This is a genomic window from Sphingobacterium sp. BS-2 (genome assembly GCF_046161205.1).
GTDB classification, from domain to species: domain Bacteria; phylum Bacteroidota; class Bacteroidia; order Sphingobacteriales; family Sphingobacteriaceae; genus Sphingobacterium; species Sphingobacterium mizutaii.
The window spans coordinates 31,309-49,125 of sequence record NZ_JBIXGO010000016.1 but is presented as its reverse complement, the minus strand read 5'-3'; the positions used below and the strand labels follow the sequence as shown (position 1 = coordinate 49,125).

Sequence of the window (17,817 nt, the reverse complement as noted above, 5' to 3'; positions counted from 1 at the left end):
TTTTTATGGCTAATTACGTCTAATAAAATAAATTGAGGTTTATGAAAAAGTTTTGGTCAATCATGCTACTTGGGGTAGTCCTAGTATTAGGCTCCTGTAGCTCCTATAAATATAACACCACGAGGGTCCAGACCTTGGACTTCGCACAATATAAAACTTATGGTTGGTTACCTCCTGTAGATTCCCTTTCCAAGAACTACTTTACGAACGACATCGCCAGAAACAACATTCTGTCTTCGGCAAACCGTGAATTAGAGGCTAGAGGAATGCGCTACAGCAAAGAAAACCCAGACATCTTGTTTCGTTATATCACCATCGTGAACAACAAAAGCAGAATGGTGTACGGGAACACAGGCTGGGGATGGGGTGGCCCATGGGGCTTTAGTCCCTGGTGGGGCTACGGCTGGGGCGGCAGATCTTATCCAGTAGGAAAAGAAAAAGTTCGCTACTCCCATTTGATCATTGAAGCTGTGGACCGCAAATCAAATTCGGTCGTTTGGCAAGCAAGAGGATCTGGCGAAATCCAAACCCCAGAGAAATCAATCAATAATTTACCGAAAGTGGTAGAAGGAATTTTTAAGGAATATCCGGTGAAATAGGAAACACAAATAAAGCGAGCAATGCTCGCTTTTTTTGTGTTTGGATATGAGATGTGAGATTTGAGATTTGAGAGAGCGGAAAGGGGATGTTTTTTTAGCTATTTGCATCATCGTTGAGGAACGAAACATTCCGGAAGCATGGCTTTTTTAATATTTAATCCCCGAGCCTGTCATGTTGAGGAACGAAACATCTCGGAAGTGTGGCTTTTAATATCCCCGAGCCTGTCATGTTGAGGAACGAAACATCTCGGAAGTATGGCATTTATTATCCACGAGCCTGTCATGTTGAGGAACGAAACATCTATGAAGTATGGCTATTATTATCCCCGAGCCTGTCATGTTGAGGAACGAATCATCTCGGAAGTATGGCTTTTATTATCCCCGAGCCTGTCATGTTGAGGAACTAAACATCTCGGAAGTATGGCTTTTATTATCCCCGAGCCTGTCATGTTGAGGAACGAAACATCTCGGAAGCATGGCTTTTATTATCCCCGAGCCTGTCGTGTTGAGGAACGAAACATCTCGGAACTATAAATACTGATAATCAAAAAATGATAGCATTGGCGTACAGTTCTTCAATCTTCGATTGAAGATGACAGGCCATTTTTATAAGAACCGTACAGATTCTTCACTCCTCGTTCAGAATTGTAAATGTGCTAAAGAACCATCGGTCAATTATTTGTTTGATACAGTTTAAATCTTGGTCTATCCTCCCATCCCGTACCCTGAGCTCTGCCGAAGGGCATCCTGGTTCAAACGAAGGAATGGAAAGGAGGGACATCCAAAGGGATGATATTAATTTAGGTTTGTAAGAGGCGGGCGTATGCAATACGCCCCTACAGTAGCACGTCCAAAAATAGTTTAGAATGCCACAATTATACTTTGCTATTTTACCATAGGTAAATACCTCTTCCAATTATCGGCAATGATCCAAATATCAATTAACCCTAATACGGCAGCCATTGGTGCTCCGGAAGGATCTAAGGTTGTATGATGTAGAAAGACTCCTATCAAAATAGGCAGCAATATAATGGCTCCTAAGGCTCTTGTTTTGGGAATGGCGACCAAGAGGCCCCCTATAATTTCCATCGTCCCTACCAAGGGAATTAGCCATTTTAATTTCATTAAAGCCGCTGTAATGGATAACTGAGCTTCAGTCAGTTCGGGGGTCGGGATTATGTTGATGAACTTGGCTGTACCGAAGAATATAAATGCCAAACCAAATAGGGTGAAAATAATAGTCTTAAGGATTTTCATAAAGATTTTGCTTTGTGGACTGGTATTGAACAGATTACAAAACAAATTGTTTATGGATGGAAGCAATTTTTTGGATGGACCTTACAAACTAATTGTTCTAACTCTTTAAATCGATGACCTTTGCTTCAGGTAGAAAGGGACTTCTACATGATCCTTTGATTTGTTCTTGATAAGCTCTGCCGCCATTTTACCCATCATTTCAAAATCCGTTGATATCGTGGTGATACCATTGAGAATGAATTTCTTTAATGGGGTTTCATTATAGGAGATAACGCCGACATCCTGTCCAATCTTTAGGTTTTTCTTGATGATCTTGTCCAATAGCTTCACCAGATCATCTTCGGCGATATTGATATAACAGCTACCCAATTCAATTTTTTCCTTCTCCAATTCGCTGACTAAGGAATGGTTGAAAGCATATTGTTGGGCAAATTTATAGAAGCCTTTGATAATCGCTTTGGGATAATCGCTATTATCCGGAAAAATCAGGTTCAAGGTATGGTACTTACTCAAGGATGGTAAGGCTTCTTCTAGGGCGCCATAGATATCCTTTTCATAATTCTCATATACGGCAGCGAAATCACCTTGTATATCATCGATGTACTTACCCAATAAGATCAGTTTTTCACGTGGAATCAATTTATTAATAATATCGGGGGCTTGATCTCTTCCTTCCTTAAAATGTGGAAAAAGGACATAATAATCATAGGTCTTAGTCAGGCCTCCTAAAAGGGTCCGCAGATAGGTGATATCTGAGTTGTACACGAAAAGATCGAGCGCTGCATCATCCTCTAATTCTCTTGCAAAGGAATCATAGACCAACTTTTTGTGAGCGCTGAGTTTATTCAGAAGGATTGCAATCTTTTGCCTCTGCTTCACGTCAGTAGTGGCTATATAATATCCCTTACCGGGAATGGAGGCAATGACTTCAGCATTTTTGAGGAACTTATAGGCTTTTTCGACGGTATCCCTAGAGATATCCACATACACAGAAAGCTCATTGATGGAAGGCAACATATCCTCTTTTTCCAATGCACCATTCTTGACCGCATCGATAATGGCACTGGCTAACTGCTTGTATTTTGGGGTAGCAGAAAAGTCACTTATCTGAATGGTCTTTAAGAAATCAGTTACCTTGGAAGTCATAAGATCTGTATTACAATATAGGTTTACTTTGTATACATCCTAAGGTAAGTAAAATACTTGTTTTAAGGGAAAAGTTTTTGGCGAATTATCGGCATTGGTTTCCATTAGATCCTTCATATAAGCCCACCATTCCTTCATTATGGGATCTGTCTTTAATTTTTGTTCATCAAATCCTTCCGTCAAGGTCTGCACCGCAAAAAGATCTAAGGTATCCTCATCAAGGAAAATGGAATAATCGGAGATCCCATTTTCTTTTAAGAGCTTAGCCAACTTAGGCCATATTTCCTGATGCCGGCGCAGGTATTCAGTTTCATTGCCCGGCAGAAGTTTCATTTTAAATGCTAGCTGTTTCATGTTCTTTTGAAGATTAAAGGTCTGTTCTGATGGTATACTTACCCGAGCCAAGTTCAACCAAGATCTTGCCGTCCAGTTTCTTTAAGGAACGGACAAGATTGTTCCTATCGATGGGTTCACCATTTATTTTTACAGCAGTCAGATCATCGGTATTGATACTGCAATAGGCAATTACATTGACTGGGATCTGGATTTCTTGGATGACCTCCTTTTCGGATTTGCTCCAAGCACTTTTAATGTTACCGGCAATGGAACGATAAGACCCAGCCACGTTATTGATTCCGAAATCTCCTATTTCAGGTTGTATATAGATCTCTTGGAAACCATTTTCTTTTAGTCGGATTCCCAACATATATTCAAACATCCATTCATTGACCGAACCAAACGCATAATGCGAGAAGGAATTCATAGCTGCATTATGGACAAAGCCCTTGTCTTTGGTATAGCTATCCCAACGTTCCCAAATGGAAGTGGCACCGTTAACAACCTCATAGCCTAAGGATGGGTATTCCGTACTTTGGATCAGCATATACGCTTTATCAGCAGACCCCGAAGCCGTCAATGCTGGCAAAAGCGGCTTGAAACCCAAGAAACCCGTGCTCAATTTATTGCTATTGCTTTCCAATAATTCGCGTAGATATTTTCCTGCTATGGCTTCATCCTCCTCATCCAGGATCCCCGAATACAGTGCATTGGCATAAGCCGTTTGGGTATGCCCAGAAAAGCCATTCTGCCCTTCAACATAGCCTTCCCCCTTTCCATAAAAAGCAGCATTGGTTTTCAGTTTTCCTTGATCGTCCATATAATGTTGATTAAAGCCCATCTTGACCGCAAAGGATTCTTTTTCGTAATCATTCGCTACTTGCAAATCCCCGATAGCGCGACACATTTCAGCCATCAATTTATTGCAATAGAAATAATAGGTTGTCGCCAATAAATCCGGGCTTGTCTTTTCACCAACAGATAGCCAATCTCCGAATCCACCCTTTGGGTTTACATCTTCAAAAGCCCCCTCCTGAAGTACATGTCCCTTGGTCCGTGACTTCAGGAAAGCCATAAATTTGTTCATAAAAGGCAGCGATTCCCTTACAATCCGAAAATCATTATAGGCTTTGAAATATTCATAAGTACAGATAATCCCGGCTTCGGACCATCCCGGCGAGAAAGAATCGGATGCTCTGATCGCTGCTACTCCCTCAGCATTTACAGGCATTGGGGCATAGATCGGATAGGCTCCATTCGGCCATTGGGAATCATTCAGGTCTTTGATCCATTTCTTGTGGAAAGCAGCAACATCAGCATTGAAGATCGCCGAACGCATATACACCTGGGCGTCTCCAGTCCAGCCCAATCGTTCATCACGTTGCGGGCAGTCGGTAGGGATATCGAGATAATTAGCCTTCTGCGTCCAAAGTATATTGCTATAGAGCTGGTTCAACATGGCATTGTCTGATTCAAAATTTCCGACTTGGTCGAGATCGGAACTCATGACCAAGCCTGTCAAGAAATCAAGGCTAGGTTCTTCTTTCAGACCGGTAACTTCTACGAACTGAAAACCATGAAAGGTGAAGCTAGGGCTCCATTCCTCATTTTTTGAACCATTCAGGATATAGGTATCCGTAGCCCTCGCTTTTCGGAGGTTGTCGGTCATCAGCTTGCCATCAGGAAACAGCATTTCTCCATACCGAAAGACCAAGGAATCTCCCTTTGCGCCATTGATCTTTAGGCGGATATTACCAGCGAAATTCTGTCCAAAATCCACGATATATTTACCTCCATCAATTTTCTTGATTGATTTGGCGGATAATTCCTGCAGTACCCGAACTGGATTGCTGGGATAGATTTCTAGCGCTTGTCCCTCTTGATCTGGAAATTCTTGGATAGTCGTCCAAGAGCTTTCATCAAATCCTACCCTATTCCATCCTTGCGGCTCCTTTCGGGCATCATGCTTTTCCCCTTCCAAGAAATCTGATTCCAATATGGCGCCAGTACTGTACTTCCAACTCGAATCGGTAACAATCTGTTCTTGGCTTCCATCTTCATAGGTTACATCGATCTCAGCCTTTAGTAAGGGAAATTTTCCATAGAATTGATTCACTTGTGGGGAACCCACCAATAATGCATAGCCCAAATAACCGGCATACCAACCGCTGGATAAAATAGCTCCAAAAGCATTTTCTCCATTCTTCAGTTGGTTGCTGACGTCATAGACATTGTAATAAACCCGCTTATGGTAGTCTGTCCATCCTGACGCAAAATAATCGCGACCAATCTTTTCACCATTGATATAAAAATTATGGAGGCCAAGGGAGCTGATGTACAGGCGTGCTGATTTTATCTTTTTATTTAGGATGACTTCCTTGCGCAAATAAGGCGAAGGCGGTAAATGATATTCAGCTGTTGGGGCTAGGTGATTTAAATCAACACCAATCCACTTTGCTTTCCAATGGTCGGGATTAGGTTTCGCAAGTTCCCAATACTGCACATCGGACCATTTCCCTACTTTGTCCTTTTCATCCCAAGAACGCACCTTCCAATAGACCCGCTGACCAGGCTTCAGTAACTTTCCAGCATATTCAATTTGGTTAGTTTGGTTGCTACTGACCTTTTTGCTATCCCAAAGGTCTGCTTGGTTCTTTTTAAGCAGCATTTCAGAGCTTGCCACCAGCACTTGGTAAGCCAATTGGGATTGATTGAATCCTTTTCCTTCTAATTCCCAACTCAGGCGAGGCTTGCTTTCCTCGACATAAGGATTCAGTTTATATTCTGTACGCAGGTATTTAGGTTGGATATTCGCAAAAGAAGCCGCAAAGTTCAACAACAAGCTTACACAGATACAGGATATAATTTTTAAGGATTCCATGCGCGACGATCTAATAATTTATAGTTTTTTAGGTACTTCAATTTCGGAAATTACCTTTCCATTTTCATCCTTTTTTTGCAATAGTTTTAAATAGGCTATAATTCTGAAAATTGATTAAAGATAGAAAAGGCGAAAGGAAGGACTATCCTGTTCTTTCAGGTTGGAGGGGATTATTTAATAAAAACTCAGAATCCAAATTGGGATTTTCTTAATAAAAGTATTTAGAGGGATTCAGAGCACAGCGAAGACTGTCATCGTGAGCAAAGCGAACGATCTATTTCGGAATAAAACGGTTTGCTCATCTTGCGATTCGCAATGAATGCCCACTGTTTAATACAAAAAATAGATTCCACGGCAAGCCTCTGAATCTTTCTAGAGATCTCCCCCCTTTCCATCCCATACACCCCTTCTACAGGACGGTGCAGGATGCTCAACCTAAAGTGGATAACTATATTTGAACTACAGCCAAAGTATTGGCAACCTATAACTTTTAACTAATTCCGGTAGCCCTTCAACCTAGGCTGCCAATAAACCAAATGAAAACGAAAACATGTATTACTTAGAAAAAGGATGATCTGTTATTGAACAATAACATTGAAAAAGACTAATAAAAAAAAACCGACAGTGTTCCCGCACTATCGGTTCAATATCAATGGTCTTTTTAAACTAACCAAGAGGGTCGAAACTCTTTATTGTTTAACCATTTAACTTTGCAAAGGTATGCAATATGACCAATTAAACAAAACGAAAAACCATCGATTAATTGCACCTGCCGTAACATTTAGGAAGGTTTTGGGGTTCACATTCGGAACGGAACCCAAGAAAAGATTCCTGCAATTATCGTTGATCTTTCCTGCTTTGATTTTATCGCAGGCTGGCCATTCCGAGGTCAACAAGTATTCTACTATGAATAAAGAAACACACAACATCTCCGTGGAACATTACACGGGCATCAGCAACTTAAACTTGTTTGGCCAAGAGAAAATCAAGGTCACAGGGACTGTTAGTGATGCCAATGGGGTGCCTATTGCGAGTGTTTCTGTTCGAGTAAAAGGCACCAATTCTGCGACTGCGACTGATGAAAACGGTAATTATGAAATCGAATTGAACAAAGGGCAAACTTTAACCTTTGACAATATCGGTTTCACTTCGAAAGAGATTGTAGTCAATGCTGCAGGTACTCAAAACATTTCTTTAGACAGCAGCAGTGAAGACATTACGGAAGTCGTTGTGGTGGGTTATGGTAGCCAACAGAAAAAGGATGTTACTGGTTCGATTGCCGCTGTGTCCATGAAAAATGTAAAAGGACAGGCGATTGCGAGTCCTGACCAAGCCTTAACAGGTCAATTATCAGGTGTACAGGTAAGTAATTCCAATGGTACTCCAGGGGGAGGTCCTAGGATTCAAATCAGGGGAATTGGCGCAATTGGTGCTGGTAGCCAGCCTTTGTATGTTATTGATGGATTCCCGGTACCGGGCTCTTCCAGTGAAAGGGGAAATCCCTTGGCAACCATCAACCCAAATGATATCGAGTCGATGACCGTGCTGAAAGATGCTTCTGCAACGGCTATTTATGGCTCAAGAGGTTCCAATGGCGTAATCTTGATCAATACCAAACGTGGTACAGATGGCAAAATGAGAATTGATGTAGCGGCAAGTTCCGGTTTACAGCAGGTCCCTCAGAAAGGAAGACCCAACTTGATGAATGCCGCAGAATTTGCACAATTCAGAAAAGAAGCTATTGAGGATAGAATCAGGTTCGAAGAAGGAAGGGAACCAACTATAAATGATATCCCTGAAGAATATAGAAACCCAGCTGCCCTTGGTGAAGGTGTGGATTGGTATGATGCCGTGACCCGAATTGCGCCGATGTCGGATATCAACGTGAATTTCTCTGGTGGTAATGAGAGTGTTCGTTCATTCGTTTCTGCTGGTTATTTAAACCAAAAGGGAGTGATGTTAAATTCTGGCTTTGATCGTTTCTCGATCCGTGCGAATGTGGAAGGGAATTTTGTCAAGAAATTAAAATTAGGGATGAACATTAACCCTACGCTATCTTATATTGAAGGTGGAATCAATGGTCAGGGACGTGATGAATTCTTCGAAATCACTACTCCTGTTGCCAAAATCTATAATGATGATGGTTCCTATGTTCCTTATATTCAATCTGCGGGAACCTTTGGAAATCCCAATCCAGTAATGTTCCTAAATCAAAGGACAAACAAGAGCTCGAAGTTAAAACTCTTGATGAGTACCTACGCAGAATATAGCTTTTTGGAAAACTTGAAGTTCAAAACGACCTTCAACGTGGACTATCAAGATGAGAGTGGCGAGACTTTTAGGCCATCTACTATTCCTAATCAAAATGCTCCGGGTGCTTCAATTCCTAGCGGAAGCTATGGCAGAGGCCAATATATTAACTGGGCAAACGAAAACACTTTAAACTACGATTACTCCTCTGATAATGGCCATTCCATTTCTGCATTGGCTGGTTATTCCATCCAAATGCAAAAGAATAAGAATGCAAACTTCAATGGTGCTCAATTCCCGGATGATGATATTCAAACCTTGAATGCAGCAGCTAGGATTACCGGCGGTACAGGTATTGAAGATTGGGGATTGATCTCTTACCTAGCAAGGGTTAACTACTCCTATTTAGATCGCTATATCTTGACGGGATCCTATCGTGCTGATGGTTCTTCCCGCTTTGGTAAAGACAATCGCTGGGGTTCTTTCCCTTCAGTGGCCGTCGGATGGCGCTTATCTGAAGAGGATTTCCTGAAAGATAAAGAGTGGATCAATGAATTGAAATTGAGAGCTTCTTATGGTCGTTCTGGAAACTTCAATATTGCCAACTATGCTTCTTTAAGTAGTATTGGAGCAGCGAATTACATATTTGGAGGAGGTCTTGCACCAGGCCGTACGATGAACAGCCTAGGGAACAGCTTCTTAGGTTGGGAAAGGATGAAAGAGTTGAACATTGGTTTAGATTTCACCACATGGAATAACCGTTTGACCTTAACTGCCAACTATTATAAACGTAATACTTTAGATCTATTATTGAATACCCCGATCCCTAATTCATCAGGATTTGGATCAGTGGTGGAAAATCGTGGAGATGTCGAGAACAAGGGTTTTGAGTTTTCAATTAGTTCAGCAAATATTGCCCGTGAAAACTTTACCTGGAATACCGACTTCAATATTTCATTCAACCGCAACAAAGTCATTGCATTGGGACGCAGTACTGACCCAATCTTCTCAGGACAGAGTTCGGAAGGAAACTTTACCAATATCACCGAGATTGGTCAGCCTGTCGGAATGATCATCGGTTATGTGGTAGAAGGAATTTATCAAAACCAAGCAGATGTAGACAATAATCCAGCTTTCCCGGGAGCTATCCCTGGGAACTTAAAAATGAAGGATGTAAATGGAGATGGTCAGATTACACCAAACGATGACTTTGCAGTAATTGGAAACCCTTATCCTGACTTCAATTTTGGTATGACCAATACCTTGACTTATAAAGCATTTGATTTCCGAGTGATGATGGTGGGTTCCATGGGACAAGAAATGTTGCATGCTACCAGGTTCTATACAGACAACATCGACGGTGTATTTAATGTGAGGAAAGAGGTTGCTGATCGTTGGAGATCAGAATCTAATCCAGGTAGTGGTTTGGTGCCAACAACCAATGGTACTGGTAGAGGCCGTGTAATGTATCGTGATACCCATTCCCTATTTGTCCAAAAGACAGATTACCTATGGATCAAGAACATCACTATCGGTTATTCCCTACCAAAGAGCATTGGCGGAGTGTTAAACAACCTTAGAATTTATGCCAACCTTCAGAATCCATTCTTATTCACTGATTACGATGGAAATCCAGAAGGTACCAACATAAATAGGGGGGATATAAGTCCATTGGTACCAGGTATCGACTATTCGGCGTATCCGGTTCCAAAGATTTACACATTTGGGTTGAATTTCAATTTTTAAGACAAGGATTATGAAACTAAGATATATTCTATTAGGTCTAGGGTTATTGAGCATGAGCTCCTGCAATAAATTATTGGATGTAAAACCCTATACCTTTTCAAGTGGAGAGAACTATTACGAAAATGAAGGGCAGATCCTTCGTGCAGTAAATGGTGCATATAGCAGATTGCAAGTATTGTATACCAGTGATTTTTTTTCAATGACTGAAATGCGTGCTGACAATACCAATTATCAATATGATGAAACGGACCGTGGAGCACAGCAGCGGGAGGAAATCGATGAATTCTTGATCACCTCGTCCAATAACTACGTGAATACCACCTGGGTAAACCTGTATGTTGGCATTCAACAAGCCAACGCCATCATCAGTAGGATTGATCAAGTCGAGTTCGCGGATGAAAAATTAAAGTTACAATACCTGGGAGAGGCGAAGTTTTTGAGAGCATTTTCGTACTTTCATTTAGTTAGACTATTTGGAGAAGTTCCTTTGCTGACCAAAGAGGTTGAGAATCCTTCGGACGCCTTCTCAGATGGAAAGAAAGGAACAGTTGACGAAGTTTATGGAGTCATTATCCAAGATGCTAAGGATGCCATTGCAAACTTACTTCCTAGCTATGATAAAGGAAGTGTAGGTCGGGCGACCAAGGGTGCAGCATACACATTACTAGGAGAAGTCTACCTAACGAGGAAGCAATACGCTGAAGCAGTAACCAATTTTCAGGAAGTAACCAAATTAGGCTATTCCTTGATGCCAGATTATGCATCTTGTTTTAGTCCTAATTCCAAGAATAATGCAGAGTCAGTTTTTGAGGTGCAGTTTGATCAATCGGTAGAGGGAGAGAACAGTAACTTCATTTACATTTTCGGGCCAAGAAATGCAAAAATGCAATTGGTCGGTTTCTCAGGAAACTTAGGCGGAAGTAATATTCCAACACCGAGCATTTATAATGCCTATGAGCAGGGAGATTTACGTAGAGATAAATCCATCCAATTGTTCAATGACCCTTCAAATGCCGCATTTCAAGAGTCTAAAGCATTTGGTGGAAGCATGCCGTTTATCAAGAAGTTTTATCACGCACCTTATATTGAGGATGGTAGATCGAATGAAAACTGGCCAATCTACCGCTATGCCCACGTTCTTTTGATGTTGGCGGAAGCACAGAATGAGGTCGGCTCAGGAGATCCTTTGGCAAACCTGAATATCGTAAGAAAAAGAGCCGGCTTGAAACCAGTATCTGGTTTATCCAAAGATGCTTTGAGAACGGCCATCGCTAATGAAATAAGAGTCGAAGTAGCTTTTGAAAACCATAGGTGGTACCAACTTTTGAGAACTGGAAAAGCCATAGAGGTGATGACTGCCCATGGTGCCGAGGAGAAGAAAAGATTGACTCGACTAAGCAGTGCTTCATATAATATTCAACCGTTCAAACTATTATTCCCGATCCCTCAGCGTGAGATTCAGATTAATGGAATTGAACAAAATCAAGGTTGGTAGGCACATGTAAGCTGTTATAAACTATATCAACATAAAAACCAAATGATAAAAACGAAAAGAGCACAATTGTATTTGTTTGCCTTGTTCCTGTTCATTTTTGCAGGAGCGTGTAAGCAGGAGAAGGAAAAGGAGGTGGTTAAAGAACCTAATCCAAAAACAGATAAAATAACATTGCCCGATGGGTTTGAAATCGAGCATATCTATAGTCCTTCTGATGACAAAAAAGGATCTTGGGTTTCCATGACTTTTGATGACAAAGGTCGGATGATCACATCGGATCAATTTGGTGGTCTATTCCGCGTTGAATTGCCTCCTCTTGGTTCAGATTCAACTGTTAAGCCAAAAATTGAGGCATTGGACTTTCCAATTGAAGGCCGCGATCCAAAGGATACGACCAGCAATAAAGTAGGAATGGGCTTTGCACAAGGTTTGTTATGGGCCTATAACAGCTTATATGTTATGATTAACCACCGTCCGAATGAGAATCTTTCAAAAGGTTCCGGTCTGTATAGGCTTCAAGACACCAACAATGATGATAAATTAGATAAAATCACCCAGCTGATGGAATTGGAGGGAGAGGGTGAACATGGACCGCACAGCATCGTATTAGGACCAGATTCCATGATCTATGTTATCGCTGGTAACTTCACGAAAATCCCTAAAATGGACAATTATCGTTCTTTACCAAATGATAAGGTGGACAATTTGATTCCTTACATTTTAGATACCCATGGCCACGATGCTGACTCTCACCTGAACGGTGGATGGATAGCAAAAACGGATTCAGAAGGTAAATCTTGGGATCTTATCGCATCGGGAATGCGTAATGGATTTGACTTAGCCTTCAATAATGAAGGTGAGCTTTTTACCTACGACTCCGATATGGAATGGGATTTCGGGATGCCATGGTACCGCCCGACAAGGATCCTTCATGTTCCTAGTGGCGGTGAATACGGCTGGAGAAAAGGGGATGCAAAATGGGATGAAAGGTTCTTGGACAACCTTCCTGCAACCTTAAATATCGGCCAAGGATCTCCTACTAACTTTATCAACCCTAGCAAAGCTAAGTTCCCAGATAAATATAGAAACAGCTTATTCGCATTCGATTGGAGCTTCGGTATCATCTATGCTATCCAATTGCAACCTCATGGAGCAAGCTATACCGCTAAGGCAGAAGAATTTATTTCGGGTTCTCCACTACCATTGACCGATGGAACGATTGGTCCTGATGGAAACCTTTATTTCTTGACTGGTGGTAGACGATTGGAATCTGATCTATACCGCGTTTACCATAAGGACCGTGATAAGATCTATAACGAGGTTAAAATATCTGAGCCTAATGAGCTAGTGAAATTACGTAGAGAGATCGAACAATACCACAGACCATCGGCTCCAGGAACTGTTGATAAAGTTTGGGAATATTTAGGTCATGAGGATAGATTCATTCGCTATGCCGCTCGAGTTGCTGTAGAACATCAACCTTTTGACACTTGGAAAGACAAGGTTTTCGCAGAACGCAATGTTGTTCGATTGACTGAAGCGATGGTAGCGATGGCACATGTAGCCGATCCTTCCCTACAGCCTATGATCATGAAAAAATTGGCAACTATTCCTGTAGAAAAGATTACGCCGAAGATGTTGGAAAACCTGTTGAGAGTTTACGAAATTGTCATTGCGCGTATGGGTAAAGTGAATGATGCGGATGCTACTGCTTTAGCTCAAAGGTTAGAACCTTTCTACCCCGCCAAATCGAACTATACCAATAGGCAATTGTCTAAAATCTTACTTGCTCTAAACAGCGAACCAGCTGTTAAGAAGACGCTTGACATCCTAGCCAATGCGAAAGACGATACCACCCAAACCAACTTTATGAATTCTTCAGATTTAATCTTGAGGAATCCACAGTACGGATTGGACATCGCAGACATGTTGGCCAATATCCCGCCTGCACAACAGATCTTCATGGCTACCGCATTAAGCAATACCAGTGTTGGTTGGACTCCGGAATTACGTGAGCAATATTTCAATTGGTTCTACAAAGCCTTCGGTTTTAAAGGCGGTAACAGTTACATCGGTTTTATTGACAATGCACGTAAAATGGCATTGAAAAATGTACCACAAGAACAACTTGCCATGTACGGAAAGATGTCGGGAGACTCTTTGATCAATGCACAAGGAAACAGACTTGCTGAGAAAGTAGAAGGTCCGAAAGGTCCAGGAAGAGCATGGGAAGTTGATTCGGCGCTGAAAGTTGTTGATGAAAACACCGGTGTCCGCAATTTCAAACGCGGTAGAGAGTTGTTCCTTGCTGTTAAATGTGGTTCTTGCCATACTGTCAAAGGCGAAGGCGGTTCTGTTGGTCCTGATTTAACGCAATTAGGTACCCGTTTCTCTAAACGCGATATGCTAGAGGCTATCATTGAACCAAGTAAAGTGATTTCTGATCAATATGAATCCAAAGTATTCAACCTGAAGGACGGAACGAATGTCCTCGGCCGTTTGATGAGTGAGGATGAGCACAATTATGTGATTTCTCAAAACCCTTACGCACCACAAGTGACCAAGACCATTCCGAAAAACTCAGTGAAATCCATGAACCGTTCTGAGGTATCGATCATGCCTCCGGGAACATTGAATGTGATGAGTCCTGATGAAGTTAAAGATATCATGGCCTACCTGATGTCTGGAGGTAATGAAAAAAGTGAAGTTTATAACAAAAAATAAGTAAGGCATTGGAAAACTCAAATCAAGACTGGTTGAACAAAGTCTCCCATGTAGCACAGGTTGGAGGCATAGAAACTTCCATTTTGGATAATGGAAGGGGGAAAGGAACGCGTATAGCCTGGATCAACACTGGGGCAGGACTACGCTTTAAAGTAGTCATAGACCGTGGTATGGACATAGCGGATGCTTCGTTCAATCAGTTTAACTTGAGTTGGTTAAGCCGCCTAGGTGTAACTGCTCCGCAACCCTTCTCAGACAAGGGAATTGATTGGCTGAGAACATTTGGAGGCGGATTATTGACAACCTGTGGGGTAACCCATGTTGGAGGACCGGAGCAAGATGAATATGGAAATCGCGGCTTGCATGATCAATTCAGCAACAGCCCAGCGGAACTCCTATCCATCAAGCAGCCTGATCTAGCCAACGGCGATTACGAAATGTCCATTACTGGAAAAATATTTCAAGGCCATCCCCTAGGAGACAACATCGAAATTACGCGCACAATACGATGCATTCTAGGTCATCCAACCATTTATTTGGATGATGAAATCCAGAATATCGGTAATATCAATTCTTCCCATATGATTTTATACCATTTCAACTTCGGGTGGCCTTTCATTGATGCGGGAACCAAATTGCTCTGGAAGGGCGCTTGGCAATCTCGCGAAACCGGCGCAGACAATAAGATATTCAAAGAAGGACAGGACTTCAGAACCTGCCAAGAACCACGGGAAGACCATAGTGGTTCGGGGGAAGAAGCAGCCTTGATAGACGTGGATTGTGATGAGCAAGGCAGAGTAGATTGTGGAATTTACAATGAGAAATTAGGCTTTGCATTAAAACTAAGCTTCAACAAGAAGCAACTGCCTTGGTTGACCAATTGGCAACATTGGGGCAGAGGTGAATATGTAACAGGAATGGAACCTGGCACCAACCCACCGCTAGGGCAGAAACTGATGCGCGAACGTGGGGAATTAATCCAACTGAAACCCGGAGAAAAGCGGAAATATAACTTAGAAATCAGTATATTGAATAAGCCGGACTCCATTACGGAATTTGTAAACAAGTATATAAACCTATAAAAATAATAAGAATGGAAATCATTGAAAAGGCATTCGAACAAGGAAAAGGAATATTGAGATTAGCACCTAACTGGGTGCCAAGATCTTTTTGTGTACCAGGTAGAAGGATAAAACTTCATCCCGATGATTACTATGTATTAGGCGGTGAACGTGGCGGTATTGATGAGCGTTGGTTTTCATCGACCACTCCTGCGAAAAATGGTCCTTTGACGGGTGAATTTGAAGGATTGAGTTTTGTAGTTTATGAAGAAAATGGCAAGACAGAACAGGTTTTATTAGCTGACTGCGTAGACCATCTAAAAGGTAAATTAATTGGTAACCGTCTTTGGGATGAATACCAAAGCTGGCCGATGTATTCAAAATTCTTTGATAACATGGGTCCTCTACCCCACCATATCCATCACAATGATGAAAAGGCAGCACTTATCGAACAACAAGGAAAACCTGAAGCTTATTATTTCCCACCACAGTTGAACAATCATGGTGGCGATTTCCCGTATACCTTTATGGGAATTGCACCGGGAACACCAAAAGAAACCATCAAGGAATGTCTGGAGAACTTTGCTAAAGGCGACAACAAGATCACCAATTACTCACAAGCCTACCGCTTGGAACCAGGAACCGGATGGGATGTTCCTCCAGGCTTATTGCATGCCCCTGGAAGTTTATGTACCTATGAGCCGCAAAAAGCTTCGGATGTATTTGCGATGTACCAATCCTTGGTAAATGAAGCGATCATTCCTGAAGAGTTATTGTGGAAAGGTGTTCCTGAGAACATGAAAGGTGATTATGATGCCCTGATGGATATCATTGATTGGGACCTGAACGTTGATCCAGATATGATGAAAAACAGATTTATGGCTCCCCTGCCAGTGAAAGATGAGAAGGCGATGGAAAGCGAAGGCTATTCGGAAAAATGGGTTTGTTATAAATCAACCGCATTCAGTGCCAAAGAATTGACCGTATTCCCTGGACAGACAGTGACCATTACCGATGCTGCAGCCTATGGATTGATCATGATGCAAGGTTATGGCAAGATGAATGATTGGACCATCGAAACCCCAGCCTTGATCCGTTACGGACAATTGACTTTTGATGAATACTTTGTATCAGAGGAAGCAGCTAAAAGAGGAGTAACCATTCAGAACCATTCTACAACAGATCCGATCGTGATGCTGAAGCATTTCGGCCCAGACAATCCGGATTTAGTGGTAAAAGGTTAATTAGTGAATAAATAAACTTTGTTATGAGCAAGAACAATTTCCCAAAATTACACAATGCCACATGGCCCGGCATTGTAGGAAAAGGAGACCATGAACCCATCATTTCATTGGATGAGTTATTGGAAAAAACGGCCAAAGCAGAAGTAAACGGCGTAAAATTCGATGGAATAGACTTGGGTTTATTTGACCCACATGTCAAGTTAGATCCTTCGGACGATCATATAAAATCAGTTGTAGACAAGATTGGAGGCACCTATGGCTTGGCTATAGGTACTTTGGTGGCTCCTATTTGGCCACCAGATGGCGGTTCCGCAATGGGTTCCCAAACAGACCGAGATCGCTTTGTGGAAGTGGTTAGGAAAGCTGCTGAGTTTGGATATAAACTTAGAAAAGAAGGAATTAGGACCAACAACGTTATCCGCGTAGACTCTGCCAGCAGTGTAGAGGAATGGTCAAAAAACCCTACTGAAAACACTAAACTAATTGCCGACACCTTCCGTAGAGCATGTGATGCTGCGGCAGAATATGGCGAACGCCTAGCTGCCGAAGGTGAAATCTGTTGGGGTGGTATGCAAAGCTGGAAAACCATGCTGGATACCCTAGAGATGGTAGACCGTGATAATATGGGCTTCCAAGCGGATATGTCGCATACTTTCCTTTACCTATTAGGCTATAATGCACCTGAAGACCGCATCTTGAAACCTGACTTCCAATGGGATGACCGTGAAGAATTAGAAAGAGGGCTAAAGTTCCTGACCTCAAAACTTCGCCCTTGGACCATTGATTTCCACGTTGCACAAAACGATGGAACGGTATTCGGATCAGGATCGCACGATAAGACAGGAAGACACTGCTTGCCAACCGATCCTAACGGACGTTTGGATATCGCTAAAGATGCAGGCTTCTGGATGAAGGATGAAAATGGAAATCCAACCAAGGCCTTCAACCATATCTGTTGGGATGGATGTATGTTCCCTAATGAGGTGATGCACAAACAAGAGACCTGGGATTCGATCTTGAAGACCTTGATCGAGGTGCGCGATGTAAATGGATGGTCAGAGTAATCTTCAAAAGAAAA

Annotated in this window: 11 protein-coding genes; 7 read left to right on the top strand and 4 right to left on the bottom strand. The window is 42.0% G+C overall.

Going from position 1 to position 17,817, the window contains the following annotated elements:
- Positions 1–41 precede the first annotated feature (41 nt).
- Entirely contained in the window at positions 42–599 is a 558-nt protein-coding gene (locus tag ACK2WI_RS07185; protein ID WP_312696314.1) for a DUF4136 domain-containing protein, read from the top strand.
- A gap of 885 nt (positions 600–1,484) precedes the next feature.
- Here ACK2WI_RS07185 and ACK2WI_RS07180 read toward each other — a convergent pair.
- The 4 genes from ACK2WI_RS07180 to ACK2WI_RS07165 all read right to left on the bottom strand — a co-directional run bounded on the left by ACK2WI_RS07180 (position 1,485) and on the right by ACK2WI_RS07165 (position 6,219).
- Positions 1,485–1,856, bottom strand: a complete 372-nt coding sequence (locus ACK2WI_RS07180) for a DoxX family protein (protein WP_409150212.1) — start codon at positions 1,854–1,856, stop codon at positions 1,485–1,487.
- A gap of 105 nt (positions 1,857–1,961) precedes the next feature.
- On the bottom strand, positions 1,962–3,002 hold the full coding sequence (locus ACK2WI_RS07175) for a GntR family transcriptional regulator (protein WP_312696312.1): 1,041 nt from the start codon (positions 3,000–3,002) through the stop codon (positions 1,962–1,964).
- Positions 3,003–3,041: 39 nt separating this feature from the next.
- Positions 3,042–3,356 carry an L-rhamnose mutarotase gene (locus ACK2WI_RS07170; RefSeq protein ID WP_409150211.1) on the bottom strand — a complete coding sequence of 105 codons (315 nt, stop codon included), beginning with the start codon at positions 3,354–3,356 and terminating at the stop codon, positions 3,042–3,044.
- Positions 3,357–3,369: 13 nt separating this feature from the next.
- Positions 3,370–6,219: a family 78 glycoside hydrolase catalytic domain gene (locus ACK2WI_RS07165; protein WP_409150210.1), complete on the bottom strand. Its 2,850-nt coding sequence runs from the start codon at positions 6,217–6,219 to the stop codon at positions 3,370–3,372.
- A 906-nt stretch (positions 6,220–7,125) separates the two neighbouring features.
- Between ACK2WI_RS07165 and ACK2WI_RS07160 the strand changes: the two genes are divergently transcribed.
- The 6 genes from ACK2WI_RS07160 to ACK2WI_RS07135 are packed head-to-tail and all read left to right on the top strand — an operon-like array spanning position 7,126 to position 17,803.
- On the top strand, positions 7,126–10,215 hold the full coding sequence (locus tag ACK2WI_RS07160) for a SusC/RagA family TonB-linked outer membrane protein (protein WP_409150209.1): 3,090 nt from the start codon (positions 7,126–7,128) through the stop codon (positions 10,213–10,215).
- 10 nt (positions 10,216–10,225) lie between these two features.
- Complete coding sequence (locus ACK2WI_RS07155; protein ID WP_409150208.1) at positions 10,226–11,710, top strand: RagB/SusD family nutrient uptake outer membrane protein; 1,485 nt, start codon at positions 10,226–10,228, stop codon at positions 11,708–11,710.
- A gap of 42 nt (positions 11,711–11,752) precedes the next feature.
- Positions 11,753–14,434 carry a c-type cytochrome gene (locus ACK2WI_RS07150; protein WP_409150207.1) on the top strand — a complete coding sequence of 894 codons (2,682 nt, stop codon included), beginning with the start codon at positions 11,753–11,755 and terminating at the stop codon, positions 14,432–14,434.
- An 8-nt stretch (positions 14,435–14,442) separates the two neighbouring features.
- A complete protein-coding gene (locus ACK2WI_RS07145; RefSeq protein ID WP_409150206.1) occupies positions 14,443–15,516 on the top strand; it encodes an aldose 1-epimerase family protein in 1,074 nt (357 codons plus the stop codon).
- Positions 15,517–15,527: 11 nt separating this feature from the next.
- Entirely contained in the window at positions 15,528–16,739 is a 1,212-nt protein-coding gene (locus ACK2WI_RS07140) for a hypothetical protein (RefSeq protein WP_312696304.1), read from the top strand.
- 23 nt (positions 16,740–16,762) lie between these two features.
- The gene (locus ACK2WI_RS07135) at positions 16,763–17,803 is read left to right on the top strand and encodes a TIM barrel protein (protein WP_312696303.1); all 1,041 of its coding nucleotides are present in this window, start codon (positions 16,763–16,765) and stop codon (positions 17,801–17,803) included.
- Positions 17,804–17,817 lie beyond the last annotated feature (14 nt).

Coding starts and splice junctions, on each gene's coding strand:
- ACK2WI_RS07175 (WP_312696312.1), bottom strand. CDS start 3,002: ATGACTTCCAAGGTAACTGATTTCTTAAAGACCATTCAGATAAGTGAC.
- ACK2WI_RS07155 (WP_409150208.1), top strand. CDS start 10,226: ATGAAACTAAGATATATTCTATTAGGTCTAGGGTTATTGAGCATGAGC.
- ACK2WI_RS07185 (WP_312696314.1), top strand. CDS start 42: ATGAAAAAGTTTTGGTCAATCATGCTACTTGGGGTAGTCCTAGTATTA.
- ACK2WI_RS07150 (WP_409150207.1), top strand. CDS start 11,753: ATGATAAAAACGAAAAGAGCACAATTGTATTTGTTTGCCTTGTTCCTG.
- ACK2WI_RS07170 (WP_409150211.1), bottom strand. CDS start 3,356: ATGAAACAGCTAGCATTTAAAATGAAACTTCTGCCGGGCAATGAAACT.
- ACK2WI_RS07165 (WP_409150210.1), bottom strand. CDS start 6,219: ATGGAATCCTTAAAAATTATATCCTGTATCTGTGTAAGCTTGTTGTTG.
- ACK2WI_RS07135 (WP_312696303.1), top strand. CDS start 16,763: ATGAGCAAGAACAATTTCCCAAAATTACACAATGCCACATGGCCCGGC.
- ACK2WI_RS07140 (WP_312696304.1), top strand. CDS start 15,528: ATGGAAATCATTGAAAAGGCATTCGAACAAGGAAAAGGAATATTGAGA.
- ACK2WI_RS07160 (WP_409150209.1), top strand. CDS start 7,126: ATGAATAAAGAAACACACAACATCTCCGTGGAACATTACACGGGCATC.
- ACK2WI_RS07180 (WP_409150212.1), bottom strand. CDS start 1,856: ATGAAAATCCTTAAGACTATTATTTTCACCCTATTTGGTTTGGCATTT.